Below are 17121 nucleotides of genomic sequence, written 5' to 3'. Positions count from 1 at the left end.
GATCGAGGGGTTCCGGCTGGCGGACCGGACGGGGGCGGAGGATCACCTGCACTCTCTTCACACCTATGTGGTACCCAACGCTTTCCCATGAACTCCTCAACCTTGGGTAGCTTGAGACGTGATGACACAGGCCGGACCGTTCTCCCACCTCGCGCTCCTCTACCGGAGCGCGGCCGAGTACGTCTCCGCCACCACGTCCTTCGTCCGCGAGGGCCTGGCGGCAGGAGAGCCCGTCGCCGTCGCCGTCCCCGCGCCCAACCTCGCGCTCGTCGCCGCCGGGCTCGGCCCCGACGCCGGCGCCGTGCGCCTGCTCGACATGGGCGTCGAAGGCCGCAATCCCGGGCGCATCATCCCCGCCGTCCTGCGCGACTTCGCCGACCGGCATCCCGGCGGGCGGGTGCGGATCATCGGCGAGCCGATCTGGGCCGGCCGCCCGGCCACCGCCTACCCCGCGTGCGCGCAGCACGAGGCGCTGATCAACCTGGCCTTCGCCGGGTGCGATGCCGCCATCCTGTGCCCGTACGACGTCGCCGCGCTCGCCCCCGAGGTCGTCGAGGAGGCCGCGCGCACCCACCCCGTCCTGCTGGACGCCGAAGGGGAGCGGCCCAGCGGCCACTACGCGCCCGAGCGGGTGATCGACGCGCACAACCGGCCGTTGGAGGAGCCCGGGGAGTGCCTGTCCCTGCGCTTCGACGGCACCGACCTGCCGGCCGCGCGGCGTCTCGCCACCCGCCGGGCCGCCCTGCTGGGCTTCACCGGCGAGCGGCTCGACGACATCCAGCTGGTCGTGGCCGAGCTGGGCGCCAACAGCCTCGACCACGGCGGCGGCTCCGGCACGCTCAGGCTGTGGGCGACGGCGGACCGGCTGGTGTGCGAGGTCAGCGACCGGGGCCACATCCGCGACCCGCTCGCCGGGCGGATGCCCGTCGACCCGCGCACGCCGGGCTCGCGCGGCCTGCTCATCGTCAACCTGCTCGCCGACCTCGTCCGGGTCCACACGCGGCCGGGCGGCACGGTCGTACGCGCCTACTTCGACCGGCCTTGACCGCCGTCAGGGACAACCCTGCCCCCCTGAGGGGGACTGCCCTACCCAGGGTCACCTTTTCCCAGGTCAACGGGGCAGGTCCAGATATATCGATACTTAAGGACTAGGGGGAGCTTCAGGGCCCCTTCGGGCTGATCTCCGATACTCCGCGAAGCCGTGTTCCACGAGCTTAAGAGGCATGAAGGCTTTGCTCGTCAGCGGATTCGCGACCCTCGGCGCCGGGGCAGGCGCCATGCTCACCCTGCACGCCGACGCGGGGCTCGACCCGATGCACACCGTGATCAGCGAGTACGCCTGGCAGCGGTCCGGCTGGCTGCTGCCGGCCTCGCTGACCCTGTTCGCGGTGGGCGCGGCGCTGATCGCCGAGGCGATGCGCAGGGCCGGCGGCGACCGCTGGGTCGTGGGGCTGCTGGTGGCGTGGGGCGCGAGCATGTTCCTGATCGGCGCCTTCCCCACCGACCGGCCCGGCGTGCCGTTGTCGCTGTCGGGAGGCATCCACCGCTACGCCGCCTTCGCCGCGTTCCTCGTGATGCCGGTCGCCGGGTTGCTGCTGGCGAGGGCCCGCATCAGGTACGCCCGCGTGATGCGGATCCTGTGCCTGGCCGCCCTCGGGGCGCTGGTGCTGGTCGTGATCCCGTACGTGGTGCGCATGTTCGGCGTCCCGCTCACCAACGACGACATCCCCGCCGGGCTCATCCAGCGGACCGTCGTGGTGACCGAGGTGGGCGTGCTGGCGCTGGCCGGGCTGTCGATGCTGCGGCCGGCGGCCCGGCGCGCGCTCGCGGCCCGGCCGGTGGCCGGGCAGGCGTGAAAGCCACGGACAGGGAAAGACTGCTGACATGACGATCCTGATTGCGTACGACGGCTCCGACGACGCCAAGGAGGCCATCGCCTTCGCCGGCCGGATGTTCAAGGGCGAGCAGGCCGTGGTGCTGACGGTGTGGGAGCGCCTGGCGATGAGCTCGGCGCGGGCCTCGGCCGGCCTCATGATGACCATCGACACCGACGCCGCCGGCGACGAGGCCATCGGCAAGGCGATGAGCGAGCTGGCGCGGCGCGGCGCGGACCTGGCCAGGCAGGCGGGCCTCGACGCGACGCCGCGCTGCGAGGCCGACGCGGTGGCGGTGTGGGCGGCCATCGTGGACGTGGCCGACGAGCTCGACGCCACGCTCATCGTGACCGGCACCCGAGGGCTCGGCGGGGTGCGTTCGCTGCTGCTGGGCAGCACCTCCGACCGCGTCCTGCACCACGCCCAGCGCCCGGTCCTGGTGGTCCCCGCCCCGAGGACGGACCCCGCCTAGGCCCGTTGCGGCTCGCCAGGACGCCGCCCCGGCCGCTAGCATGACGGCATGACGATCGCCCAGGTGATGATGGCCCCCTAGCGGGGTTCATCGGCGACGTCCACGTTGAGGCCCTGCGAGCCGGGGCCTCTCGTCATGTCCGGGGCCCCACGGGAGGCACCCGATGTACATCACGACCACCATCCCCTACGTCAACGCCCGCCCCCACCTGGGGCACGCGCTGGAGCTGGTCCAGGCCGACGTGCTGGCCCGGCACCACCGGCGGCGCGGCGAGCCGGTGCGCTTCCAGACCGGCACCGACGACAACTCGCTGAAGAACGTGCTGGCCGCCGAGGCGGAGGGCGTGCCGGTGCGCGAGCTGGTCGACCGCAACGCCGCCGCGTTCGAGGCGCTGCGCGGGCCGCTGGAGCTGTCGTTCGACGGGTTCATCAGGACCAGCGCCCATCCGGGCCACCGGGCCGGCGTGGAGCGGATCTGGCGGGCCGTCGGGCACGACCTCTACCGGCGGCACTACGACGGGCTCTACTGCGTGGGCTGCGAGCAGTTCTACCCCGGCGGGCCCTGCCCGGACGGCCACCCCGGGCCGCTGCAGGCCGTGTCGGAGGAGAACTGGTTCTTCCGGCTCTCCCGCTACCAGGACGCCCTCTCCGAGCTGATCCGCGGGGGCCGGCTGCGGATCGAGCCGGCCGCGCGCAGGAACGAGGTGCTGGCGTTCGTCGAGGCGGGCCTCGCCGACATCAGCGTCTCCCGCTCGGCCGCCCGCGCCCGCGGCTGGGGCATCCCGGTGCCCGGCGACCCCGGCCAGGTCGTGTACGTGTGGTGGGACGCCCTGGCGAACTACGTGACGGCCCTGGAGGGCGGCGACTACGAGCGCTGGTGGGTGCGCGAGCGGCGCAAGGCGCACCTCATGGGCAAGGGCGTGATCAGGTTCCACGCGGTCCACTGGCCGGCGATGCTGCTGTCGGCCGGGCTGCCGCTGCCGACGGACATCCTCGTGCACGACTACCTCACGGTGGACGGCAGGAAGATCAGTAAGTCGGCGGGCGGCGCGGTGGACCCGGTGGCGCTCGTGGCGGCGTACGGGACCGACGCGGTGCGCTGGTGGCTGCTGCGCGAGGTGCCGCGCGTGGGCGACGCCGACTTCACCGAGGCGCGCCTGGTCGCCCGGCACGACGAGGACCTGGCCAACGGCCTCGGCAACCTGGTCAACCGGGTGGTGACGATGGTGTGCAGGTTCCTGGACGGCCACGTGCCCGAGCCCGGAGGAGAGCCGCCCGTGGACGTGTCGGGCGCGGTGGCGGACGCACTGGAGGGCTTCGACTTCCGCCGCGCCGCCGCGGCCGTCTGGACGCTCGTCGAGGACGCCAACCGGTACGTCGACCGCGAGCAGCCCTGGAAACAGGCGGGCCCCGCGCGGGAGCGCACGCTCGGCTCCCTGGTGGCCGCCTGCCGCGAGCTCGCCGTGCAACTGGAGCCCTTCCTGCCCGCGGCGGCGGCGCGGGTGGCGGCGGCGGTCGGCGGCGACCGGCTCGGCCCGCCCGCGCCGCTGCACCGGAGGCTGTCCGGCGTCGCTCATTGACTCCCGGACTTCCCGACGTCTAGGTTGACGCCAACCGACCAGCCGGTATGGAGGCAGCATGCCCACCGTGCAGACCGTCCGCGGGCCCGTGGACGTCGACGACCTCGGCCAGACCCTGATGCACGAGCACGTCTTCGTCGTGGCCACCGAACATCTCGACAACTACGGCAAGGGCGCGTGGTGGGACGAGGAGCACCGGGTCGCCGACGCGGTCACCAAGCTCGGCGCGCTGGCCGCCAAGGGCGTGCGGACCATCGCGGACCCCACCGTGTGGGGGCTCGGCCGCTACATCCCGCGCATCCAGCGCATCGCCGAGCAGGTGCCCGGCCTGAACATCGTGGTCGCGACCGGCATCTACTCCTTCGAGGAGCTGCCCCACCAGTACGAGCACCGCGGCCCCGCCCTGTTCTTCGACGTCCCCGACCCGATGATCGACGACTTCGTCCGCGACCTGACGGAGGGCATCGCCGACACCGGCGTCAGGGCGGCCTTCCTCAAGTGCGTGGTCGAGCAGAAGGGGCTGACGCCCGGCGTGGAGCGCATCTGCCGGGCCGTCGCCCAGGCGCACGTCCGCACGGGCGCGCCGATCACCGTCCACACCAACTCCTTCACCCAGAGCGGCCTCATCGCGCTCGACCTGTTCGCGAAGGAGGGCGTGGACCTGACGAAGGTCGTCGTCGGCCACGCCGGCGACAGCAACGACCTCGACTACCTCATGCGGCTGGCCGACACCGGCGCGACCCTCGGCATGGACCGCTTCGGCCTCGACATCTACAACCCGACGCCGCAGCGGGTGGCCACGATCGCGGCCCTGTGCGGGCGCGGCTACGCCGACCGGATGGTCCTCAGCCACGACGCGGCCTGCTTCATGGACTACTTCGGCGGCGCCTGGGACGACGCGCTCAGCACGCTCGCGCCCAACTGGCGCTACGATCACATTCACGACGACGTCTTGGCCGCACTGCTGGACTCGGGTGTGACCGACGACCAGATCGAGCAGATGCTGGTGTTCAACCCGAAGCGCTACTTCTCGTAAAGTGAGTGGATCGGGAGAGCGACGCGGGTAGGTGGAGCTGGGTGACTTCGGAGCAGGCCTTGTCGATAAGCCTCGGACTCCAGGGACCCTGTGTCATCGCGAGGTTGACGGGAGACTTCGACTTCGGCTCGGCGGCCGAGGTGCGTGACCGTGTCACCAAGGCGCTCGATCTCACCCAGCCCCCGATGCTCGTCATCGACATGCAGGCCGTCAGCGTGTGCGACTCCTCGGGCCTGTCCGTGCTGGTCTACCTGCACAAGGCCGTCACCGCCTCCGGCGGGCGGCTGCTGCTGTCGGGGCTCAACGGGCGGTGCGAGCACCTGTTCGCGATCACGGCGCTCGACAAGTTCTTCGACATCCGCCGCACGGCGGAGCTGGCCATCGCGGAGCTCAACGAGGAGGGCAACGCGCCGCCGTACCCCGCGTGACGGCCCTCGGCGGGTCGGATAAAGCCGATATAAGCAGATAACCGTTTCGTATCGGACTTCGGGTGGCGGACACCGGCGTGTCCAAGATCAGGTAGTAGTCGGACGGCACGAGTCGCTGCCGATCAGGGGGAAGCGACGAACTCTCACCATGGGGACACCAATGTTCAAACGTCTTGCCGTCACCGTCTTGACGGCGGCCGCCGCGACCACCCTTCTGGCGGCCCCCGCCGACGCCTCGACGTCTGCCGCGCAGCTGATCCGCACCAAGGTCTCCTGGGGCCACTGCGAGGACACCTGCAAGGTCAAGGTCCGCATCAAGAACATCTCGCGCAAGAGGCTCTACAACGTCAAGCTCAACGTCTCGTTGAAGGTCAACGGCAGGAAGGTCGGCTCCTGCTACGACAGCGTCGGCACCATCCGGCCCTACGGCGTGCGTCACGCGGCCTGCACCGTGCGTACGGCCAGGCTGTCGAACGCCTGGAACGACTTCCAGGACTACGGCGGCCGATACTACAAGTACGCCAGCACGAACGTGTCGTACAGGTACTACCGCTGACTCGGTCGGGGCCGGTCGCGTGGCGAGCCGGCCCCTTGGAGGGGGCTCAGGCGGTGACGAGGAGCGCCAGCCCGATGAGCACGGCCACCGGGACGATCCACATCACGAGCTCGACGGCGAACTCCTTGTACATCGGGTAAGTCTCCTCTTCGTCGCCCTTGTCAGCCCTGAAAGCTTATAAGGAATGACCGAAACGTCTCTGCGCAGCATAGCCGCCGTCAAGCGGTGACCGCGCCGTCGGACGCGGAACCGACGGTCCGCACGTACTTCGCCAGCACGCCCCGCTCGACCGCGCGCTCGGGCCGCCGCCACGCGGCCCGGCGCGCCGCCAGCTCCTCCTCGGGCACCAGCAGGTCCAGCGTGCCGGCCGCGCTGTCGATCACCACCGTGTCGCCGTCCCGCACCAGCGCGATCGGTCCGCCGTGGTACGCCTCCGGCGTCACGTGCCCGATGACCAGCCCGTGCGAGACGCCGCTGAAGCGTCCGTCGGTGACCAGCGCCACGGAGCCGCCGAGCCCGCGCCCGACGAGCGGCCCGGTGATCGAGAGCATCTCGCGCATGCCGGGACCGCCCGCCGGGCCCTCGTAGCGGACCACGACGACGTCGCCCGCCACGATCCGGCCCTCCTGGATGGCGGCGTAGCAGTCGTTCTCGGAGTCGAAGACCCGGGCCGGGCCCTCGTGCCGGAAGTCGTCCTTGCCGCCCAGCTTCAGCACGCAGCCGTCGGGGGCGAGCGAGCCGCGCAGGATCGCGAGCGCGCCGCGCGGCTTGAACGGCCGCGCCACGTCGGCCACGACCTCCTGGCCCGGCCGCTCCTCGGCCTGCGCGGCCACGTCGGCGAGGCCGCGGCCGTCCACCAGCGTCACGTTCTCGCGCAGCAGGCCGGCCTCCAGCAGCCGCCGCGCCACCAGCGAGGTGCCGCCCGCCCGCCACAGGTCCAGCGCGGTGTACGGTCCGCCGCTCGGCTTGAGCCCGGTGATGATCGGCACCCGCCGGCAGACCTCGCCGATCTCGTCGATCACCAGCGGCAGCCCGGCCTCGCGGGCGATGGCCAGCAGGTGCAGCACGGCGTTCGTGGAGCCGCCCATGGCGGCCACCGAGACGATCGCGTTGTGCAGCGCGTCCGCGGTGAGCACCCGGGACGGCCGGGCGTCGCGGGCCAGCGCGTCCATGGCGAGCTCGCCGACCCGCCGCGCCGCGGCGTTCTTCTCCTCCGCCTCCGCCGGGATGTCGCCGATCCCGAACGGCGCGAGGCCCAGGAAGTCGGCGACCGAGCCCATGGTGTTGGCGGTGTACTGGGCGGCGCAGGTGCCGGCGCCGGGACAGGCGTGCCTGGCGAGGTCGTCGAGGTCGGCCTGGTCGAGCCGGCCGACCTCGCGCTCGCCCAGCGCCTCCCACATGTCCTGGATCGTCACGTCCCGCCCGCGCCAGCGGCCGGGCATCATGGTGCCGCTGTAGAGGACCACGGACGGCACGTCCAGCCGCGCCAGCGCCATGATCGCGGCCGGCACGGTCTTGTCGCAGCCCACGATCGCCACCAGGGCGTCGAAGCCGTGCGCGCGCCCCATGAGCTCGATCGAGTCGGCGATGACCTCCCGGCTGACCAGGGACGCGCGCATGCCCGGGGTGTGCATGGTGAGATTGTCGGAGACCGCGATGGTGTTGAACTCCATCGGCGTGCCGCCCGCCGCCCGCACGCCGTCGGCGACGTGCGCGGCCAGCTCGCGGTGGGTGAGGTTGCACGGCATCGTGCCCGTCCAGGTGGAGGCGATGCCGACCACGGGCCGGCGCATCTCCTCCTCGGACAGGCCCATGGCGTACAGGTGGGAACGGGCGGGTGCGCGGTCGGGATCGTCGGCGATGCTCAAGGGGGTCCTCCCGAGGTACGGTTGTCGCCCCTCAATGATCCAGGACGCCGTCCTACTGCTCCCGCAGGCCCCACGGTGAGCCGTACTCGACCAGCAGGTCCAGGAACGGGCGCGGCTCGAACGCCTCGGGGCCCAGCACGCCAGAGCCCTTCCACGCCCCCTCCGCCAGCAGCTCCAGGGCGATCACCGGGTTGACGGCGGTCTGCCAGACGACGGCCTGGGAGCCGTACTCGCGCATCGACCACTGGTTGTCCACCACGTGGTACAGGTACACCTCGCGTGGCCGGCCGTCCTTGACGCCCTTCACCCACGTGCCGGCGCAGGTCTTGCCGTGCATGCGCGCGCCCAGCTCGGCCGGGTTCGGCAGGACCGCGGCCACCACGTCGCGCGGGGACACCCGCACGGTGGCGCCGCCGTCGCCGCGCACCGGGACCGGCTCGGTGCGGTCCACGCCGAGCGCGTGCAGGGTCTTCAGCGTGCCGATGAACTCCTCGCCGAGGCCGTACTTGAAGGTGACCCGGCCGGCGTCCACCCAGCGGGGGACCAGCAGGACCTCCTCGTGCTCGACGTTCACGCACTCGACCGGGCCGATGCCCTCGGGGAAGTCGAAGACCTCGGGCTCGCTGAACGGCTCGGTCGTGTACCAGCCGCGGTCCTTCTCGTAGATGACCGGCGGGTTGAGGCACTCCTCGATGGTGGTCCAGATGGAGAACGACGGGGCGAAGTCGTAGCCGTCGACGGTGAGGTTGGCGCCGTCCCTGATGCCGATCTCCTCGATCTCGTCGAAGAGCTCGTCGGCGGCGTAGCGGGCGAAGACGTCGGCGAGGCCGGGCTCGACGCCCATGCCCACCAGCGCGAGGCGGCCGGAGGCGGCCCACGCGGGCGCGCGGGCGAACTGCTCGTCGCCCAGCTTGACCCCCACCTCCTCGTACGGCCGCTCGGGGTGCGGCCTCGACATTGACATCGCCATGTCGAGGTAGTCGGCCCCGGCCGCGAGCGCCGCGTCGAACAGCGGCAGCACGAATCGCGGGTCGGTGGCGTTGAGCAGCACGTCGCAGCGGTGCTCGCGCAGCAGGGCGGTGACGGCGTCGCGGTCGGCGGCGTCCAGCTTGACCGGCGTGAACCGGTGGGCGTCCGCGCCCAGCGCGGCGACGGCCGCCTTGGCGCGGGGGAGGTCGTAGTCGGCGACGAGCATGTGGTCGAAGAAGGTGCGGCGGGCGGCGATCCGTGTGACGGCGGTTCCCACCCCGCCTGCTCCCACGAGAAGGATACGCATGACGAAAAAATCCCCTTTGGATGCTTTTGGGGGGCTGTGTCGTTAATCCAACTCCACTACGCTCATCAACGTCAATGGCGTTGGCATAAGGAGGGGTTCGCGATGGCCAAGCGGGTGGTGCCGGAGACGGCACGCAGACGGCGGCGGCCGACCAAACAAGGGCAGGTCCTGACCCATCAGCTCATCGTGGAGACGGCGCTGCGCATGCTGCGCGAGCACGGCGCCGCCGGGCTCACCGCCCGCCGGCTCGGCCTCGCCCTCGGCGCCGACGCCAGCACCGTCTACCGCTACTTCCGCGGCATGGACGACCTGGTCCTCGCCATCGCCGACGAGCTGTTCGGCCACGCCGTGGACGGCTGGTCACCGACCGGCGACTGGCGGGCCGACCTGCGCGAGCTCGGGCTGCGCATCCACCACGCCTACCTGACGCACCCGCAGGCCGCCGTCCTGACCGCCAGCCGCGTCACCGGCCTCCCCCAGGAGGTCGCCACCGACGAGATCATCCTCGGCATCCTGCGCGGGGCCGGCTTCCCCGACGCCGACGCGGTCCGCATCTACCACGCCTTCATCGACCAGAGCCTCGCCTTCTCGATCCTGGACGCCGCCACCCTCGCCCTGCCGGCCGCCGCCCGCGAGGCCGACGAGGAGGTCTGGCGCGACACCTACGCCCGCCTGCCCGCCACCACCCACCCCCACATCGCCGCGACCGCCCCGCTGCTGGTCGCCCGCATGAACCACAGCGCCTACCCGACCGCGCTCGACATGCTGCTCGCGAGCGCATCGGCGCAGCTCAGGGGGTAGGGGAGCGGTGTGCCTGAGGGACATCTCGTTCACCGTCACGCCGACGAGCAGCAGAGGGCACTGGCCGGGCGCGTCGTCCGCGCGTCGGGGCCGCAGGGCCGCTTCGACGCGCGGCCCTACGACCGGCGGACCCTGACCGGCGTCGAGGCCCTGGGCAAGCACCTGCTGTACCACTTCGAGGACGCCCCCACGATCCACGTGCACCTCGGCATGCGGGGGATCTTCCTGCGCCACGACGGCCCCAGGGGCGAGCCCCCGCGCGGGACACGGCTGCGGCTGGCCACGGACGACGTGGCGTTCGACCTGATCGCGCCCATCCGGTGCGAGGCGTACGGCCCCGGCGACGTGGCCGCGCTGCGCGCCTCGCTCGGGCCCGACCCGCTGCGGGCCGACGCCTCCAGGGACGAGGCCGTACGGCGGCTGACCGCGTTCGGCGGGCCGGTCGGCGCGGCGGTGCTCGACCAGAAGGTGTGGGCGGGCATCGGCAACGCCTGGCGGGCCGAGCTGCTGTTCCTCGCCGGCCTGCACCCCGCCGCCAGGGACGTCGGCGCGGGAACCGCGGGGCGGCTCTGGGACACCGCGGTCGCCTACCTCGCCCTGGGACGCGACGCCGGGCAGATCGTCAGCGACCCCGAACGGCCCGACGAACGCTGGGTCTACCGCCGCGAGCACTGCCGCCGATGCGGCGCACCCGTTCTGACCTGGGAACTCGCGTCCAGGACCGCATACGCTTGTCCTGTGGACCAGCCAGGGAAAGGGTGAACATGCGGACGCAGCCGCTCCTCGACATCCGGCGCGTCTACGCATCGCGCCCTCCACCGCCAACGGCTGCGCGATGGCCTGCGCCTACTGCTACGTGCCGCGCCGCAAGGGCTACAGCAACCCGATCACGGTGTTCGCCAACATCGACCAGATCCTCGCGTACGTCCGCCGCCACGCCGGCCGCCAGGGCGTCAAACCGGGGCCCGACCAGGCCGACCCGCACGCCTGGGTCTACGACATCGGCGAGAACTCCGACTGCTCGGTGGACGCCACCATCTCCGACAACGTACGGGACCTGGTCCGGCTGTTCCGCGACCTGCCCCATGCCAAGGCGAGCTTCGCCACCAAATACGTCAACCGCGACCTGCTCGACTGGGACCCGCGGGGCCGCACCCGCATCCGCTTCAGCCTCATGCCCGCCGCCGACTCCCGGCTGCTCGACATCCGCACCTCACCGATCGCCGAACGCCTGGCCGCGATCGACGACTTCGTGGCCGCCGGCTACGAGGTGCACGTCAACCTCAGCCCGGTCGTCGTGCGGGACGGCTGGCTGGAGAGCTGGGCCGAGCTGCTCGACCAGCTCGCCTCCGCCCTCGGCCCGGAGGCGAAGGCCCAGCTCGCGGCCGAGGTGATCTTCCTCACCCACAACGACCGGCTGCACGAGGTCAACCTGGGCTGGCACCCGAAGGCCGAGGACGTGCTGTGGCGGCCGGAGCTGCAGCAGGCCAAACGGTCGCAGACCGGCGGCTGGAACGTCCGCTACCGCACCGGGCAGAAGGGCCGGTACGTCGCCGCCCTCACCGACCTGATCGCGGCGAAGCTGCCGTACTGCCGCGTCCGCTACGCCTTCTGACCGACTCAGCCGTCCTGCTCGGGGTCGTCCTGCTCGGCGGGTCTGTTGCGGGCGAGGCGCTTGCCGAGGCCGGCCAGCGAGTCGTCGGCCATCAGCGCGGCCAGGCGCGGGGCGTCCTCGTCGATCCGGCGCGACACCGCCGGCTGGTCGCCGTTGAACCGCGTCCACGCGCGCACCACCTCCGGCATCGCGGCGATCGCCGCGTCCGACAGGATCGCCTCCCTCGGCAGCCATGAGGTCAGGAACCGCGACACCCGGGCCGGGCTCCACCACAGCGAATGGTCCCCGACGAACTCCCGCAGCTTCCCGAACGCCTCCCGCGCCCCCGGCAGCTCCGGCAGGCCCGCCGACTCCGCGAACCGTTCCGCCGCGTCGTCGCCGGCCCCCCGCACCAGCCCCGGCACGCCGCGCGCCCGCGCCACCGCCAGCGCGCGGACGCCCGGCAGCGTGTCGGCCACCTCCGCCCCGAGCAGGCGGTCACCCAGCTCGAACGCGTCCAGCACCCGCCCCGCCACCACCCCCGGCTCCGCCGCCGCCAGCCCCAGATCGTCGAGGAACTTGACCTCCTCGACCATGGCGTCCACCGCCAGGCCGCCGTGCGGCTGGTCGATGCCGACGACCAGGACGTGCGGCTCCTTGCCGTTCTCGTAGCGGAAGCTCAGCGCCGCGAGGACCTGCTCGCCGTACGGGTCGGCCCTGCCGTACCAGGCGGCTTCGCAGACCACCCGCCCCATCCGGCGAGCCCACCCCGGCAGCGTCTCCAACGCCCCTTCGGCGGCCCGCCCGAACACCGACCCGCCCGCCGGCGACTCACCCGGCCCCAGGCCGTCGTCGTCCGTCCCGGGGCGGTTGTCGTCCGTCCCGGTGCCGTCGTCCGTCCTGGGGACGTCGTGGTCCTGTTCCTGGGGCGCCACCGCGGCCAGGGCCGCGAGCGTCAACCGCGCCTCCGCGCCGCCGTCGCCGGTCAGCTCACGGAGGAACGGCTCCACATGCTCCGGCTCCAGGTCCGCCAGCAGCCGGGCCGCCCACAGCTCGGTCCTGAGCGGGGAGCGCCATCTGAGCAGGTCGCGGGCCTGCCCGATCGCCGTCCTGAACGTCGAAGTGCTCACCCTCCGACCGTAGCCCCCACGCGACCCCCGCCGCGCCCCGGGCGGCCACCTCTTCGTCGTCGAGGTGGCCGCCCTGCGGTGTGCGTCTTCTGGTGGCGGGTCTTCGGGCAGTGGGGCTTCTAGCGCTGGTCGCCGCCGGTGAGGCCCGCCTTGCGGAGGGCTTCGGCCATGGCGCCCGTCGGCGCGGGGCTCTGGCGGCGCTGGCCTCCGCCACGCTGGCCGCCCTGCCCTCGACCGCCGTCACCGCGCCCGCCTTCACCACGCCCGCCGTCGCCGCGCCCGCTCTCACTGCGGGCGCCGCCCCCTCGGGCGCCGTTGGGGCGGCGGGGGCCGTCGGGCTGGGCGGTGGTGTCGTCCTCCAGGCGGAGGGTCAGCGAGATGCGCTTGCGCGGGATGTCGACGTCGAGCACCTTCACCCGGACGATGTCACCCGGCTTGACCACGTCACGCGGGTCCTTGACGAACGTGCGGGACATGGCCGACACGTGCACCAGGCCGTCCTGGTGGACGCCGACGTCGACGAAGGCGCCGAAGGCGGCCACGTTGGTGACCACGCCCTCCAGGATCATCCCGGACGACAGGTCCGAGATCTTCTCGACGCCCTCCTTGAACGTGGCGGTCCTGAAGGCGGGCCGCGGGTCGCGGCCCGGCTTCTCCAGCTCGCGCAGGATGTCGGTGACCGTCGGCAGGCCGAAGGTGTCGTCGGTGAAGTCCTCCGGCCGCAGGGAGCGCAGGGCGGCGGTGTTGCCGATGAGCGACTTGAGGTCGGTCTTGACCGAGCCGAGGATGCGGCGGACCACCGGGTAGGACTCGGGGTGCACGCTCGACACGTCGAGCGGGTCGTCGCCGCCTCGGATGCGCAGGAAGCCCGCGCACTGCTCGAACGCCTTGGGGCCGAGCCGCGGCACCTCCTTGAGCGCGGTGCGGGCGCGGAACGGGCCGTTGGCGTCGCGGTGCCTGACGATGCTCTCGGCGAGCGTGGCGCCGATGCCCGACACGCGGGTGAGCAGCGGCGCCGAGGCGGTGTTGACGTCGACGCCGACCGCGTTGACGCAGTCCTCGACGACGGCGTCGAGCGAACGCGACAGCTTGGTCTCGGCCAGGTCGTGCTGGTACTGGCCGACGCCGATCGACTTGGGGTCGATCTTGACCAGCTCGGCCAGCGGGTCCTGGAGGCGGCGGGCGATGGAGACCGCGCCGCGCAGCGACACGTCGAGCTCGGGCAGCTCCTGGGAGGCGTACGCGGAGGCGGAGTAGACGGACGCCCCCGCCTCCGACACGACGATCTTGGTCAGCCCCGGCATGTGCTTGCACAGCTCGCCGGCCAGCTTGTCGGTCTCGCGGGAGGCGGTGCCGTTGCCGATGGCGATGAGCTCGACCCCGTGCCGCTGCGCGAGCGCGCCGAGCACGGCGAGCGACTGGTCCCACTGCCGCTTGGGCTCGTGGGGGTAGATGGTGGCGGTGTCGACGACCTTGCCGGTGGCGTCGACCACGGCGACCTTCACGCCGGTGCGCAGGCCGGGGTCGAGGCCCATCGTCGTACGGGTGCCGGCCGGCGCGGCGAGCAGCAGGTCGCGCAGGTTGGCGGCGAACACCCGCACCGCCTCGTCCTCGGCCGCCTGCCAGAGCCGCATCCGCAGGTCGATGCCGAGGTGGACGAGGATGCGGGTGCGCCAGGCCCAGCGCACGGTCTCGGTGAGCCACTTGTCGGCGGGCCTGCCCTGGTCGGAGATGCCGAACCGGGAGGCGACGCGCAGCTCGTAGTCGGGGCTGTCGTCGGGCTCCAGCGTGACGCTGAGGATCTCTTCCTTCTCGCCGCGGAACATCGCGAGGATGCGGTGGGAGGGCAGCTTGGTGAACGGCTCGCCGAACTCGAAGTAGTCGGAGAACTTGGCCCCCGCCTCCTCCTTGCCCTCGCGCACCTTGGACACCAGCCGCCCGCGCGTCCACAGCTGCTCGCGCAGGCCGCCGATCAGGTCGGCGTCCTCGGCGAAGCGCTCGATGAGGATGGCCCGCGCGCCCTCCAGGGCGGCGCCCGCGTCGGCCACGCCCTCGGTGACGAAGCCCGCGGCCTCGGCGGCCGGGTCGAGGGTCGGGTCGCCGAGCAGCCGGTCGGCCAGCGGCTCCAGCCCCAGCTCGCGGGCGATCTGCGCCTTGGTGCGCCGCTTGGGCTTGTAGGGCAGGTAGATGTCCTCCAGCCGGGCCTTGGTCTCGGCCGCCATGATCTGCTCGCGCAGCGCGTCGTCGAGCTTGCCCTGGGACTCGATGGACTCCAGGATCGCGGTGCGGCGCTCCTCCAGCTCGCGCAGGTAGCGCAGCCGCTCCTCCAGCGTGCGCAGTTGCGCGTCGTCGAGCGCGCCGGTGACCTCCTTGCGGTATCGCGCGATGAACGGCACGGTCGCGCCGCCGTCGAGCAGCTCGACGGCCGCCTGCACCTGGCCGTCGCGTACGCCGAGCTCCGCGGCGATCCGCTGGTGAATAGAGAGCACTTGCCTGCCTTTCGATGGTCCCGCCGGTCAATTGTGCAGGACTACGCCGTCTTTCATGACCAGAGTGCGCGCAGGGTGAACGACGACGGCCTCCGCCGCGCCGCCGCACGGCAGCACCACGAGGTCGGCCCGGTCGCCCGGCGCCAGCCCGTAACCCTGCAGCCCGAGCAGGCGGGCGCCGCCCGTGGTGGCCGCCTCCAACGCCAGCTCGATGTCCTCGTCCCTACGGAAGGTGCTGCGGTAGGCGAGGTGCATGGCCCGCTCCAGCATGTCGCCGCTGCCGTACGGCCCCCACAGGTCGCGGATGCCGTCGTGGCCGCAGGCGAGCGTGACGCCGGCCGCCCGCAGCTTCTTGACCGGCGGCACGGGGAAGCTGTAGACGGCCGCGGTGACCAGCGCCACCCCCGCCTCGGCCAGCCCCTGCGCCAGCCGGTCCTGGGCGGCCTCGTCGAGCTGGCCCAGCGCGTAGGCGTGGCTGACCGCCACCCGCCCGCCCAGCCCGAGCGCCCTGGTGCGCTCGATGATCAGCTCCAGCTCCCAGCCGCCGAGCGTGCCGCCGTCGTGCAGGTGGATGTCGACGTGGGCGCCGTAGCGCTCGGCCAGGCCGAAGATCACGTCGAGGTGGCGCACCGGATCGCGGTCGATCCCCGCCGGGTCGAGCCCGCCGACCGCCTCCACGCCGCTCTTGAGCGCCTCCTCAAGAAGCTCGGCCGTGCCGGGGTTGGTCAGCACGCCGTGCTGCGGGAAGGCGACCTGGCGCACCTCGACCGGCACGCGGGCGGCTGCCTCGCGCACGGCCTCCACGCCGCGCAGCCCCACCCGCGGATCGATGTCGGTGTGCGTGCGCACGTGGGTGGTGCCGGCCGCGCTCATGCGCTCCAGCAGCGCCGTGATGCGCCCGGCGTCGGGCACGCCGACCTCGGCCCGGCGGCCGAGGTCGTTGCCGATGCGGCCGGCGAGGGTGTCGTCGGCGGAGTGGGGCACCCACGGGCCGCCGTAGAGGGTCTTGTCGAGATGGCAGTGCGCCTCGACCAGGCCGGGCAGCACGAACTGCCCGGTGATGTCGGCCACCTGGGCGCCCGGCGCGTCGAGGCCGGGGCCGACCTCGTGGATCAGGCCGTCGCGGACGAGGAGGTCGGCGGGCGACCCCAGCCCCCAGGGGAGCCCGCCGCGGAGGAGCACGTCGCTCATGCCAGCACCCTAGACGCCGCCGGTGACGTTTTCCCGGCCGCCGCGGTGACATCCGGGGGTCAGGCGGGGTGTTCGGCGAAGAGCTCCAGGTGGTGGCAGGTACGGCAGCGGTAGGCGTCGATCTGCCACTTGGGGCGGCCCAGCAGGCGGGCGCCGCCGAAGAGGCCGCGTTCGAGCGCGCCCCCGACCCAGCGGGCGAAGCCCTTGGTGCGCTCGCCCGAGTCCGTGACGAAGCCCGGCTCCAGGTCGTACCCGCCGCAGTGGGTGCAGTGCGCGCCGGGCGGCATCTCGTGGTCCGCGCTCACTTCTGCTCCAGGTGGGAGATGTTGGCCAGGTCGGCGGGGTCGTCGCTGGGCCGTCCGGCGAGCCAGGCGTCCAGGATCTCGCCGAGCACCACCTCGGAGGTCAGGCGCAGGCTCAGGGCGAGCACGTTGGCGTCGTTCCACTTGCGGGCCCCGCCGGCGGTGTAGGCGTCGACGCAGAGGGCGGCGCGCACGCCGGGGACCTTGTTCGCGGCGATCGAGGCGCCGGTGCCGGTCCAGCAGCACACGACCGCCTGTTCGGCGCGGCCCTCTGCGACGTCGCGGGCGGCCAGCTCGCAGGCCCACGCCCAGTCGTCGCGCTCGCCGTCGTGGAGCGCGCCGTGCGTGACGACCTCGTGGCCGCGCCTCCGCAGCTCGGTCACCACCCGCTCGGCCACGCCGTCCTTGCTGTCGGCCGCCACAGAAATCCGCATCCACGCCTCCGTCCGTCGCCTCCACAGAGTACGGCCGGGCGGAATCGCCGGCACCTGCCGGACTGGCGGAAACAGCGGCGAATGTGGTTGG

17 protein-coding genes are annotated in these 17121 nt (G+C 72.6%); 10 read left to right on the top strand and 7 right to left on the bottom strand.

Annotated features, from left to right (window positions below; all coding sequences use genetic code 11):
- The first annotated feature begins 121 nt into the window (after positions 1-121).
- The 7 genes from Nocox_RS33930 to Nocox_RS33900 all read left to right on the top strand — a co-directional run bounded on the left by Nocox_RS33930 (position 122) and on the right by Nocox_RS33900 (position 5945).
- Positions 122-1045, top strand: a complete 924-nt coding sequence (locus Nocox_RS33930) for an anti-sigma factor RsbA family regulatory protein (protein ID WP_020541271.1) — start codon at positions 122-124, stop codon at positions 1043-1045.
- 178 nt (positions 1046-1223) lie between these two features.
- Positions 1224-1856 carry a DUF998 domain-containing protein gene (locus Nocox_RS33925; RefSeq protein WP_084685330.1) on the top strand — a complete coding sequence of 211 codons (633 nt, stop codon included), beginning with the start codon at positions 1224-1226 and terminating at the stop codon, positions 1854-1856.
- Positions 1857-1884: 28 nt separating this feature from the next.
- Entirely contained in the window at positions 1885-2346 is a 462-nt protein-coding gene (locus Nocox_RS33920) for a universal stress protein (protein WP_020541269.1), read from the top strand.
- Positions 2347-2509: 163 nt separating this feature from the next.
- Positions 2510-3925, top strand: a complete 1416-nt coding sequence (locus Nocox_RS33915) for a methionine--tRNA ligase (protein ID WP_020541268.1) — start codon at positions 2510-2512, stop codon at positions 3923-3925.
- Positions 3926-3983: 58 nt separating this feature from the next.
- Positions 3984-4961 (top strand): phosphotriesterase family protein, encoded by a 978-nt coding sequence (locus Nocox_RS33910; RefSeq protein ID WP_020541267.1) that lies wholly within the window; start codon positions 3984-3986, stop codon positions 4959-4961.
- Between the two features lie 104 nt (positions 4962-5065).
- The gene (locus Nocox_RS33905; RefSeq protein ID WP_020541266.1) at positions 5066-5389 is read left to right on the top strand and encodes an STAS domain-containing protein; all 324 of its coding nucleotides are present in this window, start codon (positions 5066-5068) and stop codon (positions 5387-5389) included.
- Between the two features lie 160 nt (positions 5390-5549).
- On the top strand, positions 5550-5945 hold the full coding sequence (locus tag Nocox_RS33900; RefSeq protein ID WP_020541265.1) for a hypothetical protein: 396 nt from the start codon (positions 5550-5552) through the stop codon (positions 5943-5945).
- A gap of 218 nt (positions 5946-6163) precedes the next feature.
- Here Nocox_RS33900 and ilvD read toward each other — a convergent pair whose 3' ends face one another.
- Positions 6164-7813 (bottom strand): dihydroxy-acid dehydratase, encoded by a 1650-nt coding sequence (gene ilvD / locus Nocox_RS33895; RefSeq protein WP_020541264.1) that lies wholly within the window; start codon positions 7811-7813, stop codon positions 6164-6166.
- A 52-nt stretch (positions 7814-7865) separates the two neighbouring features.
- Positions 7866-9089, bottom strand: a complete 1224-nt coding sequence (locus Nocox_RS33890; RefSeq protein WP_026213936.1) for a saccharopine dehydrogenase family protein — start codon at positions 9087-9089, stop codon at positions 7866-7868.
- 102 nt (positions 9090-9191) lie between these two features.
- Here Nocox_RS33890 and Nocox_RS33885 point away from each other — a divergent pair, with 102 nt between their 5' ends.
- The 3 genes from Nocox_RS33885 (at position 9192) to Nocox_RS33875 (ending at position 11505) form a co-directional block, all read left to right on the top strand.
- Complete coding sequence (locus Nocox_RS33885; protein ID WP_020541262.1) at positions 9192-9890, top strand: TetR/AcrR family transcriptional regulator; 699 nt, start codon at positions 9192-9194, stop codon at positions 9888-9890.
- 9 nt (positions 9891-9899) lie between these two features.
- Entirely contained in the window at positions 9900-10652 is a 753-nt protein-coding gene (locus Nocox_RS33880; RefSeq protein ID WP_020541261.1) for a DNA-formamidopyrimidine glycosylase family protein, read from the top strand.
- Positions 10653-10725: 73 nt separating this feature from the next.
- On the top strand, positions 10726-11505 hold the full coding sequence (locus Nocox_RS33875; RefSeq protein WP_020541260.1) for a spore photoproduct lyase family protein: 780 nt from the start codon (positions 10726-10728) through the stop codon (positions 11503-11505).
- A gap of 5 nt (positions 11506-11510) precedes the next feature.
- On the opposite strand, the gene Nocox_RS33870 is transcribed toward Nocox_RS33875, so the two are convergent.
- From Nocox_RS33870 to Nocox_RS33850, 5 genes are all read right to left on the bottom strand, one after another.
- Complete coding sequence (locus Nocox_RS33870) at positions 11511-12614, bottom strand: hypothetical protein (protein ID WP_020541259.1); 1104 nt, start codon at positions 12612-12614, stop codon at positions 11511-11513.
- 119 nt (positions 12615-12733) lie between these two features.
- Positions 12734-15103, bottom strand: coding sequence for a Tex family protein (locus Nocox_RS33865; protein WP_020541258.1), 2370 nt, complete (start codon positions 15101-15103; stop codon positions 12734-12736).
- 27 nt (positions 15104-15130) lie between these two features.
- Entirely contained in the window at positions 15131-16294 is a 1164-nt protein-coding gene (locus tag Nocox_RS33860; protein ID WP_020541257.1) for an amidohydrolase, read from the bottom strand.
- 59 nt (positions 16295-16353) lie between these two features.
- Positions 16354-16599, bottom strand: coding sequence for a hypothetical protein (locus Nocox_RS33855; protein ID WP_020541256.1), 246 nt, complete (start codon positions 16597-16599; stop codon positions 16354-16356).
- Positions 16596-17030: an RpiB/LacA/LacB family sugar-phosphate isomerase gene (locus Nocox_RS33850; protein WP_026213934.1), complete on the bottom strand. Its 435-nt coding sequence runs from the start codon at positions 17028-17030 to the stop codon at positions 16596-16598. The genes Nocox_RS33855 and Nocox_RS33850 overlap by 4 nt, the downstream gene beginning before the upstream one ends.
- Positions 17031-17121 lie beyond the last annotated feature (91 nt).

Source organism: Nonomuraea coxensis DSM 45129, assembly GCF_019397265.1.
GTDB lineage: Bacteria > Actinomycetota > Actinomycetes > Streptosporangiales > Streptosporangiaceae > Nonomuraea > Nonomuraea coxensis.
The sequence above is the reverse complement of the archived record's forward strand: the minus strand, read 5'-3'. Positions and strand labels throughout refer to the sequence as shown.

Bases quoted from the DNA above. Each gene is read 5' to 3' on its own strand.
- Nocox_RS33915 (WP_020541268.1), top strand. From the start codon at position 2,510: ATGTACATCACGACCACCATCCCCTACGTCAACGCCCGCCCCCACCTG.
- Nocox_RS33930 (WP_020541271.1), top strand. From the start codon at position 122: ATGACACAGGCCGGACCGTTCTCCCACCTCGCGCTCCTCTACCGGAGC.
- Nocox_RS33875 (WP_020541260.1), top strand. From the start codon at position 10,726: ATGGCCTGCGCCTACTGCTACGTGCCGCGCCGCAAGGGCTACAGCAAC.
- Nocox_RS33885 (WP_020541262.1), top strand. From the start codon at position 9,192: ATGGCCAAGCGGGTGGTGCCGGAGACGGCACGCAGACGGCGGCGGCCG.
- Nocox_RS33900 (WP_020541265.1), top strand. From the start codon at position 5,550: ATGTTCAAACGTCTTGCCGTCACCGTCTTGACGGCGGCCGCCGCGACC.
- Nocox_RS33890 (WP_026213936.1), bottom strand. From the start codon at position 9,089: ATGCGTATCCTTCTCGTGGGAGCAGGCGGGGTGGGAACCGCCGTCACA.
- Nocox_RS33860 (WP_020541257.1), bottom strand. From the start codon at position 16,294: ATGAGCGACGTGCTCCTCCGCGGCGGGCTCCCCTGGGGGCTGGGGTCG.
- Nocox_RS33925 (WP_084685330.1), top strand. From the start codon at position 1,224: ATGAAGGCTTTGCTCGTCAGCGGATTCGCGACCCTCGGCGCCGGGGCA.
- Nocox_RS33920 (WP_020541269.1), top strand. From the start codon at position 1,885: ATGACGATCCTGATTGCGTACGACGGCTCCGACGACGCCAAGGAGGCC.
- Nocox_RS33910 (WP_020541267.1), top strand. From the start codon at position 3,984: ATGCCCACCGTGCAGACCGTCCGCGGGCCCGTGGACGTCGACGACCTC.
- Nocox_RS33850 (WP_026213934.1), bottom strand. From the start codon at position 17,030: ATGCGGATTTCTGTGGCGGCCGACAGCAAGGACGGCGTGGCCGAGCGG.